A 23,980-nucleotide genomic window follows, 5' to 3' on the forward strand; every position below is an offset into this window, starting at 1 on the left:
TCTCGCTACTCTTCGTTGGAGATTTACTCACATAGCAGGCTATGTGTCGCAAACCTCCGCCTCGATTAGCAAGAAATCGCTAAATGGGGCTATAGCTCAGCTGGGAGAGCGCTTGGTTTGCATCCAAGAGGTCTGCGGTTCGATCCCGCATAGCTCCACCATTTTTCACTGTTAAATCTTGTAAATAACATCAGAAACCTAATGCTTGGTCGTCTAATTCAAATTTTAGATGTTATCAGGATTTAGTTTTCTGGTTTTATATCAGACATAATTGATTAAAGTCTTCACGGCTTTAAGCTCTTTAACAAGACGGATTGCGAAGTTGTAAAATGTAATATACAACGATAGAAATGCGTTTTTGTTGTTCGAAAGAATGATGAAAGCGATGAGTTTATCTCAAGCATGTCTATCCGGTGTAAATATCGTTGCATTAATTCTTATCTTCGTTGTTTGTTGATTACTTCGGTAATGAATAAACATGAAGACGAGAACTGAACTATCTCTTTAGTTTGTGTGTTATTTGTGGATTTGCTTAGGCAAAGCTGTGAATAACCTGTGATCTAAAGATTAAAGTCGAAACAGTTTCTTGAGTTATCCAGTTAACACAGTCAATTGTGTTATATGGTCAAGTGACTAAGCGCACACGGCGGATGCCTAGGCAGTTAGAGGCGATGAAAGACGTAGGAGCCTGCGATAAGGCTAGGGGAGTTGGCAAGCAAACTTTGATCCTAGCATTTCTGAATGGGGAGACCCACCTGATTTATCAGGTATCTTGGACTGAATACATAGGTGCAAGAGGCGAACCCGGGGAACTGAAACATCTAAGTACCCGGAGGAAAAGAAATCAAACGAGATTCCCTGAGTAGCGGCGAGCGAAAGGGGAACAGCCGATCAATGTTGTAGTAGTGGAATTATCTGGAAAGTTAAGCGATACAGGGTGATAGCCCCGTACACGAAGCTACAGCGTTGACATATTAAGTAGGTCGGGACACGTGTTATCTTGACTGAAGATGGGGGGACCATCCTCCAAGGCTAAATACTCCTAACTGACCGATAGTGAACCAGTACCGTGAGGGAAAGGCGAAAAGAACCCCTGTGAGGGGAGTGAAATAGAACCTGAAACCGTGTGCGTACAAGCAGTAGGAGCTCTTCGGAGTGACTGCGTACCTTTTGTATAATGGGTCAGCGACTTAATGTATGTGGCTAGGTTAACCGATTAGGGGAGCCGTAGAGAAATCGAGTCTTAATAGGGCGTCGAGTCGCATGCATTAGACCCGAAACCCGGCGATCTATCCATGGGCAGGTTGAAGGTTGAGTAACATCAACTGGAGGACCGAACCCACTTATGTTGAAAAATGAGGGGATGACTTGTGGATCGGAGTGAAAGGCTAATCAAGCCGGGAGATAGCTGGTTCTCCCCGAAAGCTATTTAGGTAGCGCGTCGTATCTTACCCTCGGGGGTAGAGCACTGTTTGGGCTAGGGGGTCATCCCGACTTACCAACCCCATGCAAACTCCGAATACCGAGGAGTACAATTACGGCAGACAGACAGCGGGTGCTAACGTCCGTTGTCAAGAGGGCAACAACCCAGACCGCCAGCTAAGGTCCCAAATACCAGTTAAGTGGGAAACGATGTGGGAAGGCTTAGACAGCTAGGAGGTTGGCTTAGAAGCAGCCATCCTTTAAAGAAAGCGTAATAGCTCACTAGTCGAGTCGGCCTGCGCGGAAGATTTATCGGGGCTAAAACTGGTAACCGAAGCTGCGGATGCACTTAGTGCATGGTAGGGGAGCGTTCTGTAAGCGGTTGAAGTCGAGCTGAGAGGCTCGGTGGACGTATCAGAAGTGCGAATGCTGACATGAGTAACGATAATGGGAGTGAAAAACTCCCACGCCGGAAGATCAAGGTTTCCTGTCCAACGTTAATCGGGACAGGGTTAGTCGGCCCCTAAGGCGAGGCAGAAATGCGTAGTCGATGGAAAACGGGCTAATATTCCCGTACCATTTATTGCTGCGATGGAGAGACGGAGAAGGCTAGGTCAGCGTGGCGTTGGTTGTCCACGTTTAAGGTTGTAGGCTGGGGGATTAGGCAAATCCGGTCCCCTAAGGCTGAGAGCTGATGACGAAGGTTTGCTTTGCAAACCGAAGTGATTGATGCCCTGCTTCCAAGAAAATCTTCTAAGCTTCAGGCAATAAAGACCGTACTCCAAACCGACACAGGTGATCAGGTAGAGAATACCAAGGCGCTTGAGAGAACTTGGGTGAAGGAACTAGGCAAAATGGTACCGTAACTTCGGGAGAAGGTACGCCGGCTTTGGTGATGGGACTTGCTCCCTAAGCTGAGGCTGGTCGAAGTGACCAGGTGGCTGCGACTGTTTATTAAAAACATAGCACTGTGCAAACACGTAAGTGGACGTATACGGTGTGACGCCTGCCCGGTGCCGGAAGGTTAATTGATGGGGTTAGCACTTGTGCGAAGCTCTTGATCGAAGCCCCGGTAAACGGCGGCCGTAACTATAACGGTCCTAAGGTAGCGAAATTCCTTGTCGGGTAAGTTCCGACCTGCACGAATGGCGTAACGATGGCCACGCTGTCTCCACCCAAGACTCAGTGAAATTGAAATTGCGGTTAAGATGCCGTATACCCGCGGCTAGACGGAAAGACCCCGTGAACCTTTACTATAGCTTTGCACTGAACTTTGAGCCTACTTGTGTAGGATAGCTGGGAGGCTTTGAAACCGTGACGCTAGTTGCGGTGGAGCCACACTTGAAATACCAGCCTGGTATGTTTGAGGTTCTAACCTAGGCCCCTTATCGGGGTTGGGGACAGTGCATGGTGGGTAGTTTGACTGGGGCGGTCTCCTCCCAAAGAGTAACGGAGGAGCACGAAGGTTGGCTAATCATGGTCGGACATCATGAGGTTAGTGTAATGGCACAAGCCAGCTTGACTGCGAGACGTACATGTCGAGCAGGTACGAAAGTAGGTCATAGTGATCCGGTGGTTCTGTATGGAAGGGCCATCGCTCAACGGATAAAAGGTACTCCGGGGATAACAGGCTGATTCCTCCCAAGAGTTCATATCGACGGGGGAGTTTGGCACCTCGATGTCGGCTCATCACATCCTGGGGCTGAAGCCGGTCCCAAGGGTATGGCTGTTCGCCATTTAAAGTGGTACGCGAGCTGGGTTTAGAACGTCGTGAGACAGTTCGGTCCCTATCTGCCGTGGGCGTTGGAAATTTGAGAAGAGCTGCTCCTAGTACGAGAGGACCGGAGTGGACGAACCCCTGGTGTTCGGGTTGTGTCGCCAGACGCATTGCCCGGTAGCTACGTTCGGACGGGATAACCGCTGAAAGCATCTAAGCGGGAAGCCTCCTTCAAGATTAGATTTCCCTGGGGTTTAACCCCCTGAAGGGCCGTTGAAGACTACGACGTTGATAGGCTGGGTGTGGAAGCGTTGTAAGGCGTTGAGCTAACCAGTACTAATTGCCCGTGAGGCTTGACCATTGTCAGGTTTTATTCCGAAAAACCCCTTAATCTTACGATTAAGGGGTTTTTTTATGCGCTTTATTTATCATTGCAACAGGTCGGGTGGATTTAGCTTTGTTACATCAAAGCGCTCGCCTTTAAGTATGGCTGTGTTTGATCTGGCCTCTAGGGATGTGGAAGCATTTTTAATGCTGAGCTGAATCTAGGCGAGCAAGTAAGGCTAAAGGGATTGGCTTCATGACAGGAGAGCTATAAGGGTTTTAGCGTACCAAAGGCAGTGTGCAGCGAGTATTCTTTGCCGTCTTGCGGGCATTGGCTTTTAAGCGGCTATTTTGTATTTTCAGAGAGTAGCTTATCTAATGTTGTTATTGCATGCTGCGTAGCGCCACGGTTATTCGCCAAAAAACAGCTAGCATTATGACCAAACTCTTCTTGTTTTTGTATTGAGTTAAATAGAGTTAGCAAGTCACAACTTATTTCCTCTGTGTTTAGCGATTGATGCTGTAATAGAGCATTGGCCTCCAACAGCGCGCTATTTAATTCCGGTGTGCCCTGAGTATGTGGGCCGACGGTAATAGCCTTGCCGAATAGCGCGGGCTCTAGTGTGTTATGCCCTCCTGTATCATCAAAACTTCCCGCTACAGTGCAAACATTGGCAACGGCATAAAATAGTAACAACTCTCCGATGGTATCAATTAACCAAACATCGACACTCTCTGATAACGGGGCCTTATCGCTTCTTCTGCAGTAACTTAAATTAAACCCTTTTAGTTTTTGCTCTAGGGGGATATAGCGTTCAGGGTGTCTAGGCGCTAAAACTAGGAGTAAAGCTGGGATTTGTTTTTTTAGCTCTAAAAAAACGCCGAGTAGTAAGTCTTCCTCATCGGTGTGCGAGCTGCCAATGGTCCAAACAGGCCGATTGCTCACAATCGCTTTTAACTGATTAGTTTTGTGGTTTAACTCTACGGGCATTGCAATATCGAACTTTAGGTTGCCTGCGCTTGATACCTTTTCGGAATCCGCACCTAGTGATATAAAGCGTTCTGCGTTATTGGGGCTTTGCGCTTGTATTGCGTCGAATTGATTAAGAGTAAGCTCAATTAATCGTGATATTTTTTGGTATTGCATGGTGGATTTGTCGGAAAGGCGCGCGTTAATGAGCATTAGCTTTGCGCAGGATTTTTTTGCCTGAAATGCGAGGCTAGGCCATAGCTCCGTTTCCATAAATACAATAGCGCTAGGCTGTAGGCGCTTTAAAAATATCCAATTGCAAATAGCGACATCGAAAGGCAGGTAGCTGTGGTTTACCTTATTACCAAATAAATGTTTAACCTGTTTTGAGCCTGCAGGTGTAAAGCTTGTAATGGTAATGGGTGCGTTTGGAAATGTTTTAACTACGCCGGTGATAAAAGGCTTGAGACTAGTGATTTCGCCTAGGCTCGCGCCATGGATGATAATGCCGCCTTTGTGTTTAGCTTTTGAGCAAAAGCCAAGGCGCTCAAGCAGGCGAGCTCTATATTCTGGCTGTTTTCGAGATCGAACAAGTAGCGCCATAATAATCAGCGGAAGCAGTACTATGCCTGCGAGTTGGTAAAGCGCTAAAACTAGACGCTGCACAAATTGCCCCTTAAAAATTTTCGGTATCACTGGCGCCCTTGTTATAGTGGGCGCTGTATCTTGTTGGGCTAACCAGTAGCCCTCGTTATGGGTTTATTCTGCTTGACTATGAAATACTATCACGTTGCTATTCATTTATTACTGTTGTCTCTTGCGCCTAAAGCTTTATCGGCTGGGGTCTCGAATTATATTCCTGTCAATGTCGATCCAGTAATAGAGCGTGATATTGAACGCTTAATGGTTTATGCAAGCCTAACTGATTTAACAAAGCCTTATAGTGTTTCGTTGATTGAACATGGCTTAGATAAAATTGCTGTGACTCAGCCTGCGTTGCATGCGCGCCTTGCACGTTATATTGATGCGTATAAACAGCGCAGTAACGTAACCCATGCCAGTATTCAAGCACGTTACCGTGCTGATAATAATACCGCTGAGGTCGCTAGGGTTAACGAGAGAGGCACAACGCTTGAAGAAAGTGTCGCTATAACGTTGCGGGCGCATACTGGTATTAGTGACTGGTTACTGCTTAATGTGGGCGGGCATCTATCGGATGAGAATTTACAACCTACAGGTAGCTTGTTGTCTGTCGGAGCCAGCTGGGCGCAACTGGATTTAGGCTACAAGGAATACTGGCTGTCTCCTTTTATAGGCTCTTCGCAACTGCTCAGTACACAGGCCCAAACACTGCCGTCAGTTTCGCTCAGTAATAATTTGCCGTTAACTTTTTTTGGTGTGGGGTTTAACTATGAGTTTTTTGTTGCGCAACTGTCGAATCAGCTCACAGCTTATAACGGAGCTTACAGTGATACAAAAGCCCCCTTGTTAGCGAGTACGCATATTAGTTTTCAACCGGTGTCTTGGTGGACGTTAGGTGCTACACGGATGTTTCAGTTTGGTGGCGGCGAAAGAGAGCTGGATGGAAGCACATTAGCGAGAGCATTTTATGATCCTCGCGGCGCTGATAATGATGCTTCTGTTGATGAGGAATCGGGTAACCAGGTGGCTGCATTATCCAGCAAAATGATTTTTGATGGAACTGTACCGTTTGCTTTCAGTGTGGAGTTAGCGGGTGAAGATACCTCTAACAATAAAGAGTATCAGTTGGGCAACCCTGCGTTAACGGCGGGCTTATTCTTTCCTCGTTTTTTCTCTGATAATGTCTCATTTGCTTATGAATATGCCGATTGGGATAACGGCTGGTATGTGAACAATGTTTACCAAGACGGTTATTCTAATGAGGGGTTTGTGTTGGGACACTGGGCAATGCAAGAGCAGCATAATGTAGGCACGGCTGTGCCTGGCAGTAGTCATTTTGTGGCTGCTCAGTTGTGGATGCCGTGGAATCACACGTTGGACTTTAAACTTCGCGGGGTAAATCATGATAGCGATATTTATTCGCAAGCGTGGAATATTGATATTGACTACTTTATGCCGGTGTTGAAACAAAGCTCGCTAGGGCTTGGCGCGTATTTTGGTGAGGACAGCCAAAAAAATTCATTTGTTCAATTAAGAGTTTCTGTTCAATGGCGATAATAAATTTGAGAGCCTGGTTGGCTTCTGTAGTCGTTAGCTTGATGTGTATGTTGTCTACAAGTAAAGGTTGGGCTGAGTCTTTTTATGAGGTATCTCTGAGTACCGGCGAGCGCCAGCTCGATATTTTCAGGAAAGCAGCGCCTGATGATGTCGATGATGCAGCGTATGTTGGCGCATCTATATCGGCATATCGCAAGGTAAATGAGGCGTCGGCTTGGGGCGCGGTACTTGAGGTGATGACGCCGCTTGGTCGCGACCATGACATTGGAAGTGGAAGAATCGTTGGTTTGCGGCCAGTAAATTACTTATTTCAGTGGAATCCAAGGTTAGCAACAGAGCTTTTTATGGGAGCGGCTCAGTACGACTGGATTAAACATGCTGCAGGTTATTATTTAGGTGCTAACGCGCGCATCCACTTTGGTGATAAGCAACGCTATGCCCTAGGGCTTGAGTATAAATACTTCCAAGACTTGGCGCACGATGGTGGCCCTGGTGGTGACCAAATTATTGATGGCCCGGCATTGGGGCTGCAGCTGAATTACCGCTTTGGCCAATAGGTTGGCAATAGTGGGCGCGTAAATGCTCAAAAGCAGGAAAAGCTGGGCTTTAGGATCTAGAATTCAATAACAAGTGTAGTTCCCGTTCTCTAAATAGCGACTTATATCGCTAAGTTTGAAAGTTTATGCCTGTAGATCGCGAAATATCACAAGCGAGTTTTACACGTGCTGCAGCGACGGCCAGAATGATTTCGATTGTGGTGGCGATAATTAACGTCCCTTTTTTAATGCTGGCTCTAGCTGGGCAGGTTTGGCTGCGGGTGGGTATTCTTAGCTTGGCTCAAATAGGCTTTCTCGCCAGTATCTACCTGTGTCACCCTGATCGTTACCGTCCTTTTACACCGTGGGTTGTTTTAGGTTCTTGCTGGTTCGCTGTTATTAATGCGGTTTGCACTAATGGTGGCGGTATGGGGCATGTCACGCTGTTGTGGTTTTCTTTTATTATTTGCATCGCTGGGCTTATTGGTTCGTATCGTTTGTGCGTCAGCTGGTCTGCGATAGCGGCGCTCTCAGTTTTAAGTATTTTTGGTCTAGAACTGCTCGGTGTAGAGCTGCCTAACTTAACACCTGTTAAGCAACAGTATTGGTTGGCAACTTTGCATAGTTTCTCTCAGGTGATCGCGATGGCTGCGTTAGTGTTAGCCTATCGGCGAACACTAACTGGCTTTGAAGACCAAGTGCATCAAAAGATTGAGATGGTTCAAGCTGAGGTGGTTCAGCGTGAGCTTGCCGAGCAGGTGGCGCTCAAAACTGTCCAAGAGAAAGATCAGTTCCTTCGTAATTTAAGCCACGAGTTTCGAACACCGTTGAACAGTATTATTGGGTTTTCTGAACGACTGCTCAAGAAGTACTCACAAGACGAAACCCTAACAAAAGGCTTAGAAGCTGTTAATCGCAACGGTAAGAGTCTTCATTACTTGGTAAGCGAATTATTGCTACTCGATGCGATCCAGGCGACACCTCTTGATTTACACAAAGCGCGCCTTAGTGATTTAGTTCAATCTGTCGTTGTCTCAAATGAGGCTTTAGCCAGTCGCTACCAAATACAACTGCTCTACACATTAGAAGACGGCTACAGCGAGCAAGATATCGATGTGGATGTGGCACGCCTAACACTGGCTCTGAGTAGTGTGCTGCTGTTTTGTATTCGTCAATCGCCGCCCGGGCTTATCGCTATACATCTGAAGAAACGAAATGGTCGTTACTGTATTGAATTTACCGATTGCGCGAAGACAATGGCTCGTGATGCTCATGATTCATTGTTTGAAACACATTACGAGTATGTTTTGTCAAACGATAAAGATATCCCCTCGTCGGCTTTTGCATTAAAAATCGCCGCTTTGATTGTTGCTCGTCATGGTGGAACTGTCTCGTCTGAGCCGTCTACTAGTTCAAGTATTATTGGCAATCGAATAGCTATCACACTTTAGTGAGCCGATATTCAGTGATTAATCTTTGATTCATCCATAGCGGCTTAATCTATACCCGTGCAACTTAGACGGGAGATTGCCATGAAAGTATTTGATATACCATTCACTACAACGATAAAAAGTTATAGCTTGCGGGCTCTTATTACAGCGGCTTTAGTCAGTGTCGGTAGTGTGAGCTGGGCTGGCGATCATGGTCATAAAGACCGACATCGCGACAATAATCAGCACCGAGAGCAGCGACGCGATAATCATCGAGAAGATCGAGCGCGACAGCATGAACGCGAAGGGCACAGAGATAACCGAAGACACGCCGAGCAGCGCGACAAACACCGACACCATGCTAAGCACCGCCACCATGAGCAAAACCGTCGACATGATGCGCATAAAAGACATGACCATCATTTCTACTCTCCCCCAAGGCATCACGACAAGCATCGAAAGCATCACCATAAGCACCACGCTAAGCGCTATCACCACAGCCGGTATCACAACCATCATGCTAAGCGCCACGTTAGGCACCACGGCAGTCATGAGGCTGCATTTTTATTAGGCGGCGTGATTTTGGGAGCAGTGTTGTCCGATGTGAGTAATGGACATAACGATTATTACTATGACGGCAGAGATACGCGCAGCTACCGGAACCTAAGAGCACAGACGTGCTATCGCTCGTATTATGAAAATGGCCGGCGCGTCCTTGTTGAAACGTCAAGGGACTACTGCGTCGCTTACTAACGGGTAGAGCAATAAGTGGGCGGTGAGAACTTTTAAGTTGCCTAGATCACGCAAAAAGCGCGCTCTAGGCGTGTTACTTAGGCAGAAGCTTCACTGTCTTCGTTATCAGGCTCAGACATTCCCAATTCTTTTAGTTTGCGCGTTAGCGTATTGCGGCCCCAACCGAGCAGGTTTGCCGCGTCACGTTTGCGGCCTGCGGTGTGTTTAAGTGCTGTTTCTATTAACGCTCGCTCGAAGGTTGGGACGGCCTCACTAAGAATATCGTGCTCGCCGCGTGCGAGGCATTGATCGGCCCATTGGCGCAAAGCTTTATCCCAGTCGCCGGCGGGAGCTTGGGCATCTTTACGCTCCATCAATTCTGGCGGCAGGTCTTGCACGTGCACCTCGCGCCCAGAAGCCATTACCGTAATCCAGCGACAGGTGTTCTCAAGCTGCCTTACGTTGCCCGGCCAGCGCAGGTTGGCAAGGTACTGCTCGGCTTCTTTGGTTAGCAACTTGGGTTCTACGCCTAGCTCTTTGGCGGCAGAATTTAAAAAGTGTTGTGCCAGACGAGGAATATCTTCTCGTCGCTCTGCCAGTTTGGGCAGATGGATCCGAATAACGTTAAGGCGGTGAAACAAGTCTTCACGGAAGCGGTTTTCTTCTACTAACTGTTCTAAATCTTGGTGGGTCGCGGCAATAATACGCACGTCAACCTTGATGGGGGTATGGCCGCCAACACGATAAAATTCGCCGTCTGCCAGTACCCGTAAAAGCCGAGTTTGAGTTTCGGCTGGCATATCACCGATCTCATCCAAGAACAAAGTGCCGCCATCTGCTTGCTGGAAGCGGCCTTGTCGTAAACCGCCAGCGCCCGTAAAAGCACCTTTTTCGTGACCAAATAGTTCCGATTCTATTAAATCGCGCGGGATAGCGGCCATGTTTAACGCAATAAACTGTCCTTCTTTGCGTGGGCTGTGGGTATGTAGCGCGTGAGCAACGAGCTCTTTACCGGTACCCGATTCGCCATTGATCAATACGGTAATGTTCGACTGTGATAATCGCCCAATGGCCCTAAATACTTCTTGCATGGCGGGCGCTTCGCCAATGATGTCTTTGGTTACTTCTGGCGGATTTTGCGTGGGTGTTGCTTGCTGTTGCTCTTGCGTATGAGCGAGCGCGCGTTGAGTTACCGCAACGGCTTCGTCAATATCAAAGGGCTTGGGTAGATACTCAAACGCGCCGCCTTGGTAAGCTGCAACCGCACTGTCGAGGTCGGAGTGCGCGGTAATAATAACCACCGGAAGGTTCGGGAAATCCTTCTGCAATAACGATAACAGCGTAAGGCCGTCAGTGCCGGGCATACGCACATCGCTGATAATCGCATCGGGTTGTTCTATTTTTAGGCGGCTAAGTGCGCGGTCTGCGCTTTCGAAACTTTCCGTGGTAATACCTGCTTGCTGTAGAGCCTTCTCCAGCACCCAACGGATCGATTTGTCGTCGTCAATAATCCAAACGTAGTTAGGCTTCTGCATAGTGTTCATCCAAGGGTAGGTATAGCGTGAATTCCGTCTTGCCCGGTTCGCTTTGGCATTCAACCAAGCCCCCGTGCTGACTAATTAAGTTTTGTGTGATGGCAAGCCCGAGCCCTGTACCTTCTGCTCGTCCTGTAATCATCGGGAAAAATATGTTGCTAATAAGCGCTGGCGGTATGCCTGGGCCGTTATCACATATTTCGACTCTGGCAACCAGCGGGTGGTGATGGCGGCCAATGGTAAAGCGGCGTTGAATACGTGTAGTTAACTTTATTTGAGGCGATGGCGTATTGCTCTCCATCAAGGCTTGAAGCGCATTGCGGCTAATATTGAGCAACGACTGTATTAGCTGCCCTCTATCGCCAATAAGGTTTGGGATGCTTGGATCATAATCGCGTTGAATGTGAACGGTGTGGCCGGCTTCTACATCAATCACTGAAGCGACGTGTTCAAGGACATCGTGGACATTAACGGGTTTGCGCTCGGCTGGAATGCGAGGTCCTAGCATGCGGTCGACTAAGTCTCGTAAGCGGTCAGTCTCGTCGATAATAATGCGCGTATATTCCGATAAGTCGGACTCGCCAAACTCTCGCCCCAATAGTTGCGCTGCCCCGCGAATACCCCCAAGAGGGTTCTTAATTTCGTGAGCCATGCTGCGAATTAAGTTGCGAGAAGTTTCTTGTGCAGAGAGCATCGCTTCGTCTTTACTAATGCGGATCAGACGGTCCAGGGGCTGTACCTCTATGACCAAACTATTGCCATCGGCGCTTGGATCAACAGAGTAATCGACGGTGATTTCGTTGTTGTTGTGCAGCCGCCATTTTGCGTGGCGTTTGGTATACGGGTTGTTGTTGGCGATAGCGCTGGCAAGCTGGTTTTGATCGCCATCTAGCTCTTCAAAGCAATCGCTGATCTTGCGGCCAAGCACTTGATCACCGCTCACGCACAGTAATACCTCTGCGGCACTATTTAAATAGGACAGTTTAAGGTGCGTGTCGACGAGGATCACAGCTGTGACGAGTCGATCTAAAATATGTTTGTAATGAATTTGCTCAACCATGGAATACGATCTCATTGATGCTAGCAAGCTAGCAAGGATCAAACCAGTTTGTTGAATTTAACAAACTGCCCGCTGATTGCTCAGGGGCTGAGCGATAATGCTAAACGCTGCTCTTTTTGTTGCGCTAGAGGGAAAGGTTGGTTTGGCAGGCAAGACCTGTGTGCGCCTCTGCGATGCATTATCGCAGAGGTCGGCACCAACTTGAAGCTGATATGTTACTTTTTGGTGCGTTTTAGCGGGGGGATTTTCTAAGTGCAGCCCTTCTAACGTAGACTGTAATGGCGCCTGAGCGCGCAACAACTTTACCTGACGGGTTCAAGATCGCTACGCTTAATTGATGCTCGCCGCGGATAATTTCGGTAATAACAAAGCTAGTGCTCGGTTGTGCGCCACCGTAAGGGCTGTTATTCATATAAAGCTGTGCGCTATAGCCATTACCGAGTGCGGGCTGGACTTCAGCCATAACGCTAAGGTCCCTTTGTCCTGCCAAAATCTCCGAGCCATTAGCCGGCGATACTATACCTACGCGATATTGTGTCGCTTGCTGTTTGGGGGCTGGTGGTGTGTAAGCTTTCGCTTTAACAGCTGGTGCTGTGTTTATTTGGGGAAGGTCAACGGGATCTACCTTCTTGCCTGTTGGCGCATCGGAGTAGGTTACCTTGCCGTTTTCGTCTACAGATTTGTAGACGTTATCTGCAATAACATAGGAAGTGACAGCAATGCCAACGACTGCGAGTAACCCTGCCAGACGTGTTGGTGTGAGAAATGGATGCATGAGACGTGCCTCTTTATTGAAATTGAGAATCCTTCAACCGATTATGACCGACTTCTGTCAGCGGTGCTACTGGGTGTAATTAGAGTTTCTTTGTAAGGGGCGTGTTTGTGCTACGCAGAGCATCTAATTGAATGCCAAGGTAGATTAGTTTGTTAAGGCTGTATCGCGGCTGAATTGTTTGGCGGGTATTGTTTAGCGGGTGGTGCAAACGGTATTTCGACCGCGCTCTTTGGCTGAGTATAACGCTTGGTCGGCGCGGCCAAACGCTTGTGAGAAAGTTTCGTTATTGCGCACTGCTGTGCAGCCAATGCTGATTGTAATATTGATGGTTTTTTCGGGGATATCGAAAGGTGTTTCTGCGATTAAGCTTCGTATCTTGTGTGCCAGAAATGTGAGCTGCTCTAAGCTGCTGTTGGGGCTGAGCAACAAAAATTCTTCGCCGCCCCAGCGGCCAACAATAATATCGTCACTAAGGTTTTGGGTAATGCGCTGTGCAACTTGTTTTAGAATTGCGTCGCCTGGGCCATGACCAAAGGTGTCGTTGACTTGCTTGAAGTGGTCAATATCCAAAACGGCAATGCACAAGTTTTGGCCTTTTTGAGTATTAAAAATAATCTCTATTACGTGATCTAAGCCACGGCGGTTATACACCTTTGTCAGTGCATCTTGGTTGGCATCATTTTGCAGCTCGTGATACCTGGATTCTAAAATCTTGAGCGATTGATGGTAGCGCCGGTTATCGCGGTACAGCTTGTGTACTCTAAACAACGCTTCCAATAAAAATACGCTGATCCACATGGCTGTAATCGCGATGTATATAGTCGCCGTGGGGAGCCAGCTTTTTACAATAGTAATTTTGTTCACGGTGAGGATGTGGGTGCCGTTTGGAATGTTGTAAGGCACATCAATACCGAATTGAAAGACGTTGTTGAATTCAGGCTGTGCTTCGAGCCTGCTTTTCGCGTGGGCTTCCATCCACCAGTTTGGAACATGGAATTCGTGCAGGTTAATAAAAATAGGCTTATTAGTTTCATTTCGCTGAATGGAAACTGACATGAATTTTTCGGGCTCTTGATTAACACCTTTAATATTGCGTTCTTTGGCATTGCGCATGTACAGCCGTAAGCTATTTGAATCTCCCTTGTAGGATATGTCTACTTCAAACCCTTTAATGTGGCGAAAGTCCTCATATCTCAGTGCCTCTATTTGTTTGTTGAATGCGCTGGGGTCATCGCGTGAGTATCTAAAAGGTTTGGTGGTGAAAGTTAAAGTAATACCGCAGGCTTTAAACGGCGCGCCGTCGCGTATCTCACACAAAAAGCCTTTTGGTTGGTCTGTTAGCCAGTGCACGCTACTGTTGCCGCCCACTTTATCTCGGTCGTCGTAAGTGCCTGGTGCCGATCGCTCATCTGATGCCAGCGGTATTCTTCGCTCGGGCGCCCATATGCTCACAGCTATCAATATAAGGCTGGCAAAGCCAATAGCTAGGCGAATATAGGCAAGATGTTTATGTGTGATCATCTGGCGGATTATTCTAATGTAGTGAGAACAGCTTTAAGTGTAGATGGCTGGTAGCCAGAGCGCTTGAATAGCGTGCTAGAAGGGCAGCCTCAAGTAGTGGTTTGCACTAAAGGAGGCTGTAGGTATTGGCGTTATAACGAGGCGGTTAACGACTTATAGAATAAACCGGCTCAGGTCTTCATCTTTTGCTAGTTCGCTGAGTTCCCCGTCAACAAAGGCCGCATCAACTGTAATGCCTTTATGTTCTTCCCCTGCATCAAAAGACGCTTTCTCGAGCAAGCGCTCCAGCACAGTGTGTAAGCGGCGCGCTCCGATATTTTCCGTTGTTTCATTGACTTGATAGGCGGTCTCGGCAATGCGACGAATACCGTCGGGGGTAAAGCTCAGCGATACGCCTTCTGCATTCAGTAATGCGATATGTTGTTCTGTGAGTGAGGCATTAGGCTCTGTGAGTATGCGCTGGAAGTCATCGGGTGTTAAGGCTTCTAGCTCTACGCGAATGGGCAAGCGCCCTTGTAGCTCAGGGATAAGATCTGAGGGTTTGCTAAGGTGAAATGCACCGGATGTAATAAATAGCATGTGGTCCGTTTTAATCATGCCGTGCTTAGTACTTACCGTGCAGCCCTCAATCAATGGTAGTAAGTCGCGCTGAACCCCTTCGCGCGAAACATCGGCGCCACTATTGCCTTCGCGTTTGGCGACTTTGTCAATTTCGTCGATAAATACAATGCCGTTCTGCTCGGCAGCTTCGATGGCGCGGGCTTTTAAATCATCTTGGTTAACAAGCTTGGCGGCTTCTTCATCGGTGAGCTGCTTAAAAGCTTGCTTCACTGTTAGCTTTTGCTTTTTGGTTTTATCTTTGTTCATGGATGAAAACATGTTTTGCAGTTGGCTTGTCATGTCTTCCATGCCCGGCGGCGCCATAATTTCAACGCCAACGGGTGTTGCGGCTAGGTCAATCTCGATCTCTTTATCGTCTAGCTCGCCTTGGCGCAGCTTTTTGCGGAACACCTGCCGAGTCGAGCTTTCTGTTTTGTTTTCATCATCGCCGCGGGCCGGCGGTAACAAGGCATCTAAAATGCGCTCTTCGGCGGCATCTTTCGCACGCTGTTCGACTTTTAGCGTTTCTTGTTCGCGCAGCATTTTGATTGCGCTTTCGATAAGATCGCGAATAATCGATTCAACATCGCGGCCAACATAGCCAACTTCGGTGAACTTCGTTGCCTCAACTTTAATAAAAGGCGCGTTAGCAAGTTTAGCTAAACGGCGTGCAATTTCAGTTTTGCCAACGCCGGTAGGCCCTATCATTAAGATATTCTTGGGGGTGATCTCGGGGCGTAAGTCTTCACTAACTTGCATTCGGCGCCAGCGATTACGCAAAGCAATGGCGACTGCGCGTTTAGCATTTTGCTGACCAACAATATGTTTATCAAGCTCGTGAACGATTTCGCGAGGCGTCATCGAGTGAGTTGTGGTGGGCATAATTCGAGTCCCTAAAATTCCAGTTCTTCAATAGTTTGATTTTGGTTGGTGTAAACGCAGATGTCGCCAGCAATCGTTAGGCTTTTGGCAACAATCTCACGTGCACTCAGCTCGGTGTTTTCGAGTAATGCTCGCGCAGAGGCTTGCGCAAAAGAGCCGCCACTGCCTATTGCGATAAGATCGTTTTCTGGCTGAATCACATCGCCATTGCCGGTGATAATCAGCGAAGCTTCGTGATTTGCCACGGCTAAAAGGGCTTCTAGCTTGCGCAGTGCGCGGTCGGTGCGCCACTCTTTGGCAAGCTCAACAGCGGCGCGCACAAGCTGACCGTTATGCGCCTCTAGCTTGCCTTCAAACCGTTCGAAAAGGGTGAATGCGTCAGCAGTGCCGCCAGCAAAACCAGCGATGACTTGGTTTTTGTACAGGTGGCGTACTTTGCGCGCGTTGCCTTTCATGACCGTGTTGCCAAGCGACACCTGGCCGTCACCGCCTATCACCACACTGTTGCCTCGGCGAACAGACACGATTGTTGTCATTGGTAATCCTTAATATTGGAGTGTGCAAAAATATACTATGGGGGTGAATAGTTGGAGTTCAATTGAAGTGTCAGCTTGTTTTACACTGCCTAAGACGTGTTGTGTGCGTTGTGGCTAGTGCTATCAGGGGGTATGCGTAAGTTATTGTTATTTAAGATTTTTGTGTTTTTGGGCATGATCTATGCTTTGAACGGTGAATACGCCGAGCTAATTTCGGCTGTAAACTTTTGTGAATAGAACAGGAACGTACGGAGTTGTTATGAAAAGAGTTTTGTTGGCGTTAATAGCCGCTTTGCCACTCGTTATGTTAAGTGCCAATGTTGTGGCTGGCGATGGTAGTGGCAAAAATAGTGCTGCGCCAAAACACGAGGAAGCCGCTAAAAAAGCAGCCAAACAGGCCGCTGCTAAAAAGAATGTAAAGGCCGAAAAGAAGGCAAAAGCGCTGGCTAAGAAGAAAGCTAAGCGTGAAGAAGAGTTAGCTAAAAAAGCAAAAGCTGAAGCGAAGAAAGCCGCTAAAGAGCAGGCCAAACGTGAAGCCAAGCGCGTTGCTAAGCAAGCCCAAAAAGAGAAAAAACACGCTAAGAAAAAGCATGCTCACTCTGTACCAGAGATTGATGCGGCTGGCGCTGCATTGGCGTTAGGTTTGTTAGGTGGTATAGCCGCTATTCGTCGCGAGCGCAGAAAGTCAAAACAAAAGTAATTTCGCTATGGTAGCCGTAGGCTACTACATTATTATTGAAAGGCCTCTGGGGGAACTCAGAGGCTTTTTTGCGTTAAGGATGGCGGAGTAAGGTAATGCTTCGTTATTCGCCTGTTTAATTAAATATCGAGATGTGATGGCTACCATGAGCTTTGATCGCGAACACGGGCTTGCTCTGTTGTTTGCTGCTGTTTTATTGGCAGAAATTTTACTGATTAGCCAAACGGTAGATGCTTATCAATTGGTTATGAACGGCCGTGCACAAGGCCTTTTGGCAGCTTTTGGTTACTTAGGTCAAGTTGCTAAGTGGTTAGTGTTGAGTGCGGTGATTGCGGGCTTGCTATTGCAGAGCCGCTGGCAGGCGTATTTTCAGCGCGCTAGTGCGCAGTTTTGTTGGCGGCGCTGTATGACCATTGGTGGTGTACACGCGGTTTGTTATGGCTTTTTATTTTACCTTTCTTGGCTTATTTTTGGCGGCACAACAGCGCAAGCGCAAAGCTTAGGGTTGGTGCCGCTTATCGCTTGGTTGTTGGCCGCATGCGCGACATTCGTTTCGTGGCTGCTAATGCTTGTAAGTGCGCAAGAGGTAAAGCGTTTTGTTTGGCGTGAAGGCGTAATGCTGGTAGCGGCGCTGTTAATTGCTGCTGTTGTGTGGTGGTTGGCGACGCTGAGCGCTAACTTATGGGGGCCTATGGCCGATGCCACGTTTTCGCTCGCGGCTTTTTGGCTTCAGTTGCTGGGCGCTGCTGATATTTATATCGACCCTGCCGACAAAATTATGGGGGCGGGTGACTTCTTTGTGCATGTTGCTAATGCTTGCTCGGGCTATGAAGGTATTGGGCTGGTCTTGGCGTTTACCTCGGTCTATTTGTGGGTGCATCGCCAAGAGTTTCGCTTTCCTCAGGCGCTTCTATTGTTCCCGCTGGGCGCGTTGTGTATTTGGTTGCTTAACAGTTTGCGCATTTCCCTATTGGTTTTGTTAGGCGCTTATGTCTCCCCCGACGTGGCCGTTGGCGGCTTTCATTCACAGGCGGGTTGGTTATCGTTTATTGCTACGTCTGTAGGCTTGCTTTGGCTGGCGGGAAAAATCACATTCTTTAATCAAAGTGATGTGCCAGTACCGGCATCGCAGGCGGCTATCCCGCCAAACAATACCAATAGCGAGCAGGCCGTAGCGACCTTAATCCCTGTTGTTGTTTTGTTGGCGGCGACGTTAGTCACCTCATCATTGTCGGCCGGTTTCGATTATTTGTACCCAATTAGGCTATGCGCAGTATTGGTGGCGCTGTGCTGGGTGTGGCGCGCATTAGCCTTACCCAAATTAACGCTATCGTGGTTGCCCGTATTGGCGGGTTTAGTTGTTGCCGTGTTGTGGGGTGTGATGCTCGGTGATACTTCTGTCGGTGACAAACGAGTTCAAGATGGGTTGGATGGCTTATCGCCGGCTTTGGCTCTGGCGTGGCTTGCTTGCCGCTTTGTGGGTTCTGTCGTTACAGTGCCTATTGCTGAGGAACTTGCTTTTCGCGGCTATTTATTGTGTAAATTTAGCCGTTCAGAAAGCTACGTAACTGGGCCTATACCATTTGTATTAACGGGCATGGCTATATCCAGCTTGGCTTTTGGCGCATTACACGGGGCGTGGTTAGCAGGCACAGTGGCTGGGTTGTTTTATGGTCTGGTGCGTTGGCGTAGCGATTCTATTTGGCCTTCGATCGTAGCGCATAGCGTGACAAACGCGGCGTTATTTATTTTTGCGGTAGCTGCAGGTCGTTGGGGGCTTTTGTAGCAGGCAATCAATCGCTTTGAGGGTATTTTGAAATACTCGCCGTATGTGCAGGTTTTTGGTCTGTAATACTAGAGGGAAGGGTTTTATAGCCACAGCCTTCGGCAAGGTTTTTTTGCGAAGGCTGTGCTTAGCTTATTTTAGTCGCGCATTAAAATTGATAATGCAGACCAACGCCAATCTGAGAGAAAGTCGCATCTAAATCAACATTGCTGTTGTAATAGTCATCATCTGAATGTTCAAGTTCGCCTGTGATGGAGTCGTAGGCAACATGTAATATCAGGTGTGGAGCTACCTCAAATTCAACACCAAGCCCCAGTAAAAAACAGTTGCCCACATAGCTCTCGGTGTCATCGTTGTAGCTGTAATTATCGCGCGTTTCATATGCGAAGCTAAGCAGTGCTAAGCCGGCATTGGCATATAGCTGCACTTTATCACTGACCGGCGCAATCAGCTTGGCGGCGGTAGAAAATTTCAGCAATGCTGAGTCATCGATGTAGTCGCTATTTGTTGATCCGCTTGGGGTTAGGCCTAGCGTACTTTCCAGTGCAAAATAAGGGCTAAAGCGAAAGCCTCCGCGCGCTTCTAGCATAGGGCCGTCGAACTCTAGTGGATCCATGCTTCTATATTGGAGCTCGAGGTCCACTTGGCTTAGTTTTCCACCAACATACCAGCCTGTATCGGCAATATTTTGCGCTTGTGCGTGACCGATCAATAGGATTGAAAAAAATACTGCTGAACACGCGAGATTTTTAAGTTTCATCTATCCGCTTTCCTTTCTGTAGAGTAAGTGAAAGCCGGCATTATACGGCGCCACTCTTGATAAATCGACAAGCGAGCGAAGACTGTTTAGAGGGGAGGTTTTGGAATGATCTCCATTGACGCAGTGCTAATAAAACGCGTGCGTCAATGGTTTGTACCTTGTTAGTATTAGGCTAATTTTGAGGCTATTATTGCGGGTTTTGTAAGGATTCTTCGTCATTTATAACAATAAACAACCCTTTGGGGAGCGTGACTAAAAGCTCGAAAGGAACAAAGCCACGTTCCGATTCGCTGGTGTTTTGCAATACCAGCTGAACATTCCCGCCTTGCGCTTTCAGGAATTCTTTGACGGCATCCATTCCCACACCGCGGCCAGAAATATCTGTTACGGCATCTTTGGTTGATACACCAGAACAAAAAACCAGTTCTGCAACTTCTTGATTACTTGGGGAGCTATCTTTACTCCACCGGCCTAGTTCTACTCCTTTTTCAAATAGTCGGCATAAATTAATTCCCTTGCCATCATCATTGACAAAAATATTCAGATTATCCTGAATAACCATCGCATTAATAAGAATACTGCCGCGCTCGTCTTTGCCGTTTCGCACGCGCTCTTCTGGGGTTTCAAGGCCGTGGTCTACACAGTTGCGCAATACGTGAGCAAAAACGTCAGTTAATAATTCAAAGCTAGTATTTTTAATGCGGATATTCTGGGCGTCGAATTTAACGCTGGGGGTGTGCTTATTTAGCTGCCCAGCAATGGAAGATAGCGATGCCACGACGTCGACTAAAACGTCTTCAATGGGGCTTGATTGTATGCGGCCGACAAATTGTTTTAATGTGTCGATTTGCTCTGTATCTGCCAGTTCTTGAATTTTATCCATAATGGCATTGTTCATCCAAAAACCTTCATGCCGGTCGCCGCCATCGTTATCCCCGCGGCCGAGCACACGGCGATAAATGTCGGAATATTCTGCCACGGCTTTTTTCACTCGCTCCAAGTCATCCAGTAATTTATCGGGGTCCCATGGTGCATCAGGTGAAGATTTTAGCGAACTGTAGGTGGACTCCACCTCGTGGACTACATCGCTTAAATGGCTAAAACCATAGGTTCGACAATTACCTTTGATGGTATGCATATTGCGAAATAGCAGGGCAATTGTGTCGTCGTTACGTATTTCAGCGGCTTCAATGGCTTCGTAGTTTGCATGAATATAGCGTGAAGAGGACTCCTCAAAGCCAAGCACTTTTTCGGAAGAGATATTGAGTAGCTGGCTAATAATATCGAGTTCTCTTTTTTGCCCTTGAGCTTCGCTTTCCATTTGTTTTAAGCGCGTGACATCGCGGACGGATATCATCAATTTATTTACAATGCCGTCACTCAATATAGGGTTCCAGTCTAGAGCGAGGTGCTTTACTTTACCGTTTATTTCAATATCGTATTCGTCAATTAATAAATACTTGTTGAACTCGTAATTCATTTCATCTTCGCCGACTATCGCGAAAATTGCATTGTTGGCCGAATCTAGGCTATCACTACCTAAGTTTGCGCCGGTAAAAAGTAGGTCACTTACTTTTCGATTGGCAATGTCATTGGTTTCGAATATTTCTTCTAAGTAGTGCGCATATTCCGGATGAATTAATTCATTTTCTTGCACCGTAAACAGCCCTTGGGGCATGTTTTCTAGCATGGCTTGAATGTCATCGTTCTTTTGTTTCAGCTCGCCTGTGCGCTCTGCAACCTTGGCTTCGAGTAAGCGGTTTTGTTCTTCAATAACTTTTCGCTTTTGGCGCTGGTGTGCAATAAACCATAAAATGATGGCCAGTAGTGCCAGCGCATAAAGGGTGTAAGCCCACCAAGTTTTCCACGGTGGCGGTAACTGGATGATAGTGATGCTAGTGCCGTCTTCATTCCATACGCCATCATTGTTGCTGCCTTTAACGTGAAATGTATATGTTCCAGAGTTAAGGTTGGTGTATTTTGCCGAACGCTGGTCGCCCACTTGTAGCCAGTCATCATCAAAGCCATCAAGCTTATAGGCATAGCGGTTTTTTCCAGGGTCTCTAAAGTTAAGTGCCGAAAAGCCAAAAACAAACATCGATTTCTTGTAATCTAAAACGATCGTTTGCGTGGTATTGATTGATTCATCCAAAAGACCGTCTTCGCCACCAATACTTATAGAGTCGGCAAATATTTTAAAATCTGTGAATACGATGGGCGGAGGTATTTTGTTTTCTTTTAGCTTTTCAGGATTAAAAAAACGAACCCCTTCAATACCGCCAAAAATGATTTCGCCTTTATGGGTGATTAGGCCAGAATCGGTATGAAAGCCACCCATTAGCTTTCCGCTATCGCGGTTGTAGTTCTTTATCTTTTTAGTTTCTGGGTCGAATAGCGATATGCCGTTGTTTGTACTTAGCCACAAACGGCCTTCTTGATCTTCTAAAATTTGGCGAATGGTATCGTCATTAAAACCATCGCTTTTCTTGTAAACAGTGAAGGATGATCGGTCTGCATTCAATAAGTTTAAACCGGCATCAGTACCAAACCACATACGGCCTTGGCTATCTTCGAAAATGGATAATACTGATGGGTTACTGAGGCTAGAAGGGTCAGTGGCATCGGCTAAAAAGTGTGTGAATACTTCGCTTTCTCGGTCCATAAGGTCGAGGCCGGCGCTAGTGGCTACCCAAAAGTTACCTTTGGAATCCTCGAAGGTGTCCCAGGTATTACCGCCAATAATTGAATTGGGGTCGCTGTCGTTATGAACGTAATGGGTGTATTGGTCGGTTGCTCTATCGTATTTACTTAGGCCGCCAGAGTGGGTTGCTAGCCAAATATTTTTGAGGCTATCTTCTTTGATTGACCATACATGGGCATTATTAAGTCGTTGTGATTTGCTAATACTGTCTGAGGCTTTACGTAATTCGTCGAATGGATAGCGATGGAATTTTCCTGTGGCCGGGTCAAGCTTAGATACGCCGCCGCCCCAAGTGCCTACCCACACATGGCCTTGGCTATCGAGAAACGTTGTTAATACTGCGTTGCTGCTAATGCTGGTATCGTCGTTTGGGATATTCTTATAAGCAAAAAAACTATTTTTTTCGCGGTCAAAATAATTTAAGCCGCCACCATCTGTACCCAGCCACAGGTTTCCGTGCTGGTCTTCTTGCATAGAAAGTGTTGAGTTGTGAGACAAACTATTACTGTTGGATGGATCGTGGGTGTAAGTGGTGATAGCCGCACTGGAGCGATCAAAAAAGTTAATGCCGTCGGGGTAGTTGCCGACCCAAATATCGCCGGTTTTATCCTCAAAAACTGTGCGCACTTGGTTTGAATTAATGGAGCTTGCACGACCGGCTTCATGCTTGTGGTTAATAAAACGGCCTTGTGGATATTTTTTACTTTTTTCAAAAACGCTAACACCGCCGCCATCAGAGGCAATCCATAGCGCGCCGGTCGAATCAAGCCAAAGGGTCCAAATATCGTTACCGCCTAAGCTGAATGGGTCGTCGGGCTGGTTGATGTAGCGCTTTGTTTTTTGAGTTTTAGGGTCGTAGTGAACCAGCCCGTTAAAAGTCGCCAGCCATAGCTGGCCGTTGCCATCAGAAATAATATCGGTAACCGAATTAGCCGGCAGTAGGTTAGGTTGTTCAGGGTAGGGTTTAATCAGTTCAAAGTGTTTTTTGTCCCAATCGAGTTTTTCTAAGCCCGCTTCGGTGCCAACCCAAAGGTTACCTCTTGGGTCGAGGTGAACGGTCTGTACGATTTTACTGTGTAGGCTTTGGTCGTTGTTTTCGTCAGGTAATATTACGCTGTAAGTCAGTTGGGTGCGGTCTATAACCAATAGGCCCGATTTAGAGGCCACAAGAAGCTCACCACTGGGTAGCTCTAAAGATTGTAATAAATCTGTTGTGGTTATCGTAACTTGCGCATTGGGGTTATCTGCAATTTGGGTTAAGCGCTCGGTACGTGGGTCGTAGCGCAATAGGCCTGTGCGTGTAGAAACCCATAAAATGTTTTCGCTATCCTCAAAGATATCCACCGCCATTTTAACTGGCCTAAATTCCTCACCTTGCGCGGTGTTAACCGTCAGCGGAATAGACTTAAATTCGTAGCCATCGTAGCGAATAATGGCATTGGCGCCGCCAAACCACATAAAGCCTTGGCTATCTTGAAATATAGATGCCGCTTCGCCAAGAACAATATCTTTATTTTCAAGAGGGTGCTGAAAGCTAATGCGCTCAGGCAGTGGCTCGGCTTGGGCCGTTAAGGCTAGGGGAATGAGTAGCGCAAGACTCAGTGCGCAAAAACGGCTTAAAATGCGAGTAGCATGTGTTGGCATGGCGGTACCTTGCGAATTTATGGTAGAGGGGGCACACGCTAAGCACGCAGCTGTTCCCTAATAAGTTAAGTGTAGCTAGGTGCTTAACGACTGCCACTGCAGCGGTTAATTAATCACTTGTCATAACGTATTGGAGTAAGTCTGCGGTGT

General features: G+C 47.4%; 15 protein-coding genes, 1 tRNA gene and 1 rRNA gene. 7 read left to right on the top strand and 10 right to left on the bottom strand.

Going from position 1 to position 23,980, the window contains the following annotated elements; genetic code table 11:
- Positions 1-85 precede the first annotated feature (85 nt).
- Positions 86-161 (top strand) — tRNA-Ala (locus MARGE09_RS07270).
- Positions 162-623: 462 nt separating this feature from the next.
- Positions 624-3,500 (top strand): 23S ribosomal RNA (locus tag MARGE09_RS07275).
- Between the two features lie 309 nt (positions 3,501-3,809).
- On the opposite strand, the gene MARGE09_RS07280 is transcribed toward MARGE09_RS07275, so the two are convergent.
- Positions 3,810-5,099 carry a 3-deoxy-D-manno-octulosonic acid transferase gene (locus MARGE09_RS07280; RefSeq protein WP_236986675.1) on the bottom strand — a complete coding sequence of 430 codons (1,290 nt, stop codon included), beginning with the start codon at positions 5,097-5,099 and terminating at the stop codon, positions 3,810-3,812.
- A gap of 108 nt (positions 5,100-5,207) precedes the next feature.
- Between MARGE09_RS07280 and MARGE09_RS07285 the strand changes: the two genes are divergently transcribed.
- From MARGE09_RS07285 to MARGE09_RS07295, 3 genes are all read left to right on the top strand, one after another.
- The gene (locus MARGE09_RS07285; protein WP_236986676.1) at positions 5,208-6,632 is read left to right on the top strand and encodes a capsule assembly Wzi family protein; all 1,425 of its coding nucleotides are present in this window, start codon (positions 5,208-5,210) and stop codon (positions 6,630-6,632) included.
- Between the two features lie 47 nt (positions 6,633-6,679).
- On the top strand, positions 6,680-7,189 hold the full coding sequence (locus tag MARGE09_RS07290) for a hypothetical protein (protein WP_236986677.1): 510 nt from the start codon (positions 6,680-6,682) through the stop codon (positions 7,187-7,189).
- 125 nt (positions 7,190-7,314) lie between these two features.
- Entirely contained in the window at positions 7,315-8,619 is a 1,305-nt protein-coding gene (locus tag MARGE09_RS07295; RefSeq protein WP_236986678.1) for a sensor histidine kinase, read from the top strand.
- Between the two features lie 153 nt (positions 8,620-8,772).
- Here the strand turns inward: MARGE09_RS07295 and MARGE09_RS07300 are convergent, their stop codons facing one another.
- The 7 genes from MARGE09_RS07300 to hslV form a co-directional block, all read right to left on the bottom strand.
- A complete protein-coding gene (locus MARGE09_RS07300) occupies positions 8,773-9,117 on the bottom strand; it encodes a hypothetical protein (protein WP_236986679.1) in 345 nt (114 codons plus the stop codon).
- Between the two features lie 311 nt (positions 9,118-9,428).
- Entirely contained in the window at positions 9,429-10,865 is a 1,437-nt protein-coding gene (glnG, locus tag MARGE09_RS07305) for a nitrogen regulation protein NR(I) (protein WP_236986680.1), read from the bottom strand.
- Positions 10,852-11,940 carry a nitrogen regulation protein NR(II) gene (glnL, locus tag MARGE09_RS07310; RefSeq protein WP_236986681.1) on the bottom strand — a complete coding sequence of 363 codons (1,089 nt, stop codon included), beginning with the start codon at positions 11,938-11,940 and terminating at the stop codon, positions 10,852-10,854. The genes glnG and glnL overlap by 14 nt, the downstream gene beginning before the upstream one ends.
- Positions 11,941-12,157: 217 nt before the next feature.
- Positions 12,158-12,700 carry a DUF4124 domain-containing protein gene (locus MARGE09_RS07315; protein ID WP_236986682.1) on the bottom strand — a complete coding sequence of 181 codons (543 nt, stop codon included), beginning with the start codon at positions 12,698-12,700 and terminating at the stop codon, positions 12,158-12,160.
- Positions 12,701-12,892: 192 nt separating this feature from the next.
- A complete protein-coding gene (locus MARGE09_RS07320) occupies positions 12,893-14,221 on the bottom strand; it encodes a GGDEF domain-containing protein (protein WP_236986683.1) in 1,329 nt (442 codons plus the stop codon).
- 153 nt (positions 14,222-14,374) lie between these two features.
- The gene (hslU, locus tag MARGE09_RS07325; protein WP_236986684.1) at positions 14,375-15,703 is read right to left on the bottom strand and encodes an ATP-dependent protease ATPase subunit HslU; all 1,329 of its coding nucleotides are present in this window, start codon (positions 15,701-15,703) and stop codon (positions 14,375-14,377) included.
- 11 nt (positions 15,704-15,714) lie between these two features.
- Complete coding sequence (hslV, locus tag MARGE09_RS07330) at positions 15,715-16,239, bottom strand: ATP-dependent protease subunit HslV (RefSeq protein ID WP_236986685.1); 525 nt, start codon at positions 16,237-16,239, stop codon at positions 15,715-15,717.
- A 259-nt stretch (positions 16,240-16,498) separates the two neighbouring features.
- Between hslV and MARGE09_RS07335 the strand changes: the two genes are divergently transcribed.
- Together MARGE09_RS07335 and xrtE are read left to right on the top strand one after the other, a co-directional pair.
- Positions 16,499-16,939, top strand: a complete 441-nt coding sequence (locus tag MARGE09_RS07335) for a hypothetical protein (protein ID WP_236986686.1) — start codon at positions 16,499-16,501, stop codon at positions 16,937-16,939.
- 145 nt (positions 16,940-17,084) lie between these two features.
- The gene (xrtE, locus tag MARGE09_RS07340) at positions 17,085-18,725 is read left to right on the top strand and encodes an exosortase E/protease, VPEID-CTERM system (protein ID WP_236986687.1); all 1,641 of its coding nucleotides are present in this window, start codon (positions 17,085-17,087) and stop codon (positions 18,723-18,725) included.
- A gap of 148 nt (positions 18,726-18,873) precedes the next feature.
- Here the strand turns inward: xrtE and MARGE09_RS07345 are convergent, their stop codons facing one another.
- A complete protein-coding gene (locus MARGE09_RS07345; RefSeq protein WP_236986688.1) occupies positions 18,874-19,485 on the bottom strand; it encodes a porin family protein in 612 nt (203 codons plus the stop codon).
- Between the two features lie 187 nt (positions 19,486-19,672).
- Positions 19,673-23,830 carry a two-component regulator propeller domain-containing protein gene (locus MARGE09_RS07350; RefSeq protein WP_236986689.1) on the bottom strand — a complete coding sequence of 1,386 codons (4,158 nt, stop codon included), beginning with the start codon at positions 23,828-23,830 and terminating at the stop codon, positions 19,673-19,675.
- Between the last annotated feature and the right edge of the window lie 150 nt (positions 23,831-23,980).

This window comes from Marinagarivorans cellulosilyticus (assembly GCF_021655555.1).
Taxonomy (GTDB): Bacteria; Pseudomonadota; Gammaproteobacteria; order Pseudomonadales; family Cellvibrionaceae; genus Marinagarivorans; species Marinagarivorans cellulosilyticus.

What these genes read in the sequence shown, in the direction of transcription:
- MARGE09_RS07335 (WP_236986686.1), top strand. Translation starts at nt 16,499, where the DNA reads ATGAAAAGAGTTTTGTTGGCGTTAATAGCCGCTTTGCCACTCGTTATG.
- MARGE09_RS07320 (WP_236986683.1), bottom strand. Translation starts at nt 14,221, where the DNA reads ATGATCACACATAAACATCTTGCCTATATTCGCCTAGCTATTGGCTTT.
- hslV (WP_236986685.1), bottom strand. Translation starts at nt 16,239, where the DNA reads ATGACAACAATCGTGTCTGTTCGCCGAGGCAACAGTGTGGTGATAGGC.
- MARGE09_RS07315 (WP_236986682.1), bottom strand. Translation starts at nt 12,700, where the DNA reads ATGCATCCATTTCTCACACCAACACGTCTGGCAGGGTTACTCGCAGTC.
- glnL (WP_236986681.1), bottom strand. Translation starts at nt 11,940, where the DNA reads ATGAGATCGTATTCCATGGTTGAGCAAATTCATTACAAACATATTTTA.
- MARGE09_RS07300 (WP_236986679.1), bottom strand. Translation starts at nt 9,117, where the DNA reads ATGATGGTTGTGATACCGGCTGTGGTGATAGCGCTTAGCGTGGTGCTT.
- MARGE09_RS07285 (WP_236986676.1), top strand. Translation starts at nt 5,208, where the DNA reads ATGAAATACTATCACGTTGCTATTCATTTATTACTGTTGTCTCTTGCG.
- hslU (WP_236986684.1), bottom strand. Translation starts at nt 15,703, where the DNA reads ATGCCCACCACAACTCACTCGATGACGCCTCGCGAAATCGTTCACGAG.
- MARGE09_RS07345 (WP_236986688.1), bottom strand. Translation starts at nt 19,485, where the DNA reads ATGAAACTTAAAAATCTCGCGTGTTCAGCAGTATTTTTTTCAATCCTA.
- MARGE09_RS07295 (WP_236986678.1), top strand. Translation starts at nt 7,315, where the DNA reads ATGCCTGTAGATCGCGAAATATCACAAGCGAGTTTTACACGTGCTGCA.
- glnG (WP_236986680.1), bottom strand. Translation starts at nt 10,865, where the DNA reads ATGCAGAAGCCTAACTACGTTTGGATTATTGACGACGACAAATCGATC.
- MARGE09_RS07290 (WP_236986677.1), top strand. Translation starts at nt 6,680, where the DNA reads ATGTTGTCTACAAGTAAAGGTTGGGCTGAGTCTTTTTATGAGGTATCT.
- xrtE (WP_236986687.1), top strand. Translation starts at nt 17,085, where the DNA reads ATGAGCTTTGATCGCGAACACGGGCTTGCTCTGTTGTTTGCTGCTGTT.
- MARGE09_RS07350 (WP_236986689.1), bottom strand. Translation starts at nt 23,830, where the DNA reads ATGCCAACACATGCTACTCGCATTTTAAGCCGTTTTTGCGCACTGAGT.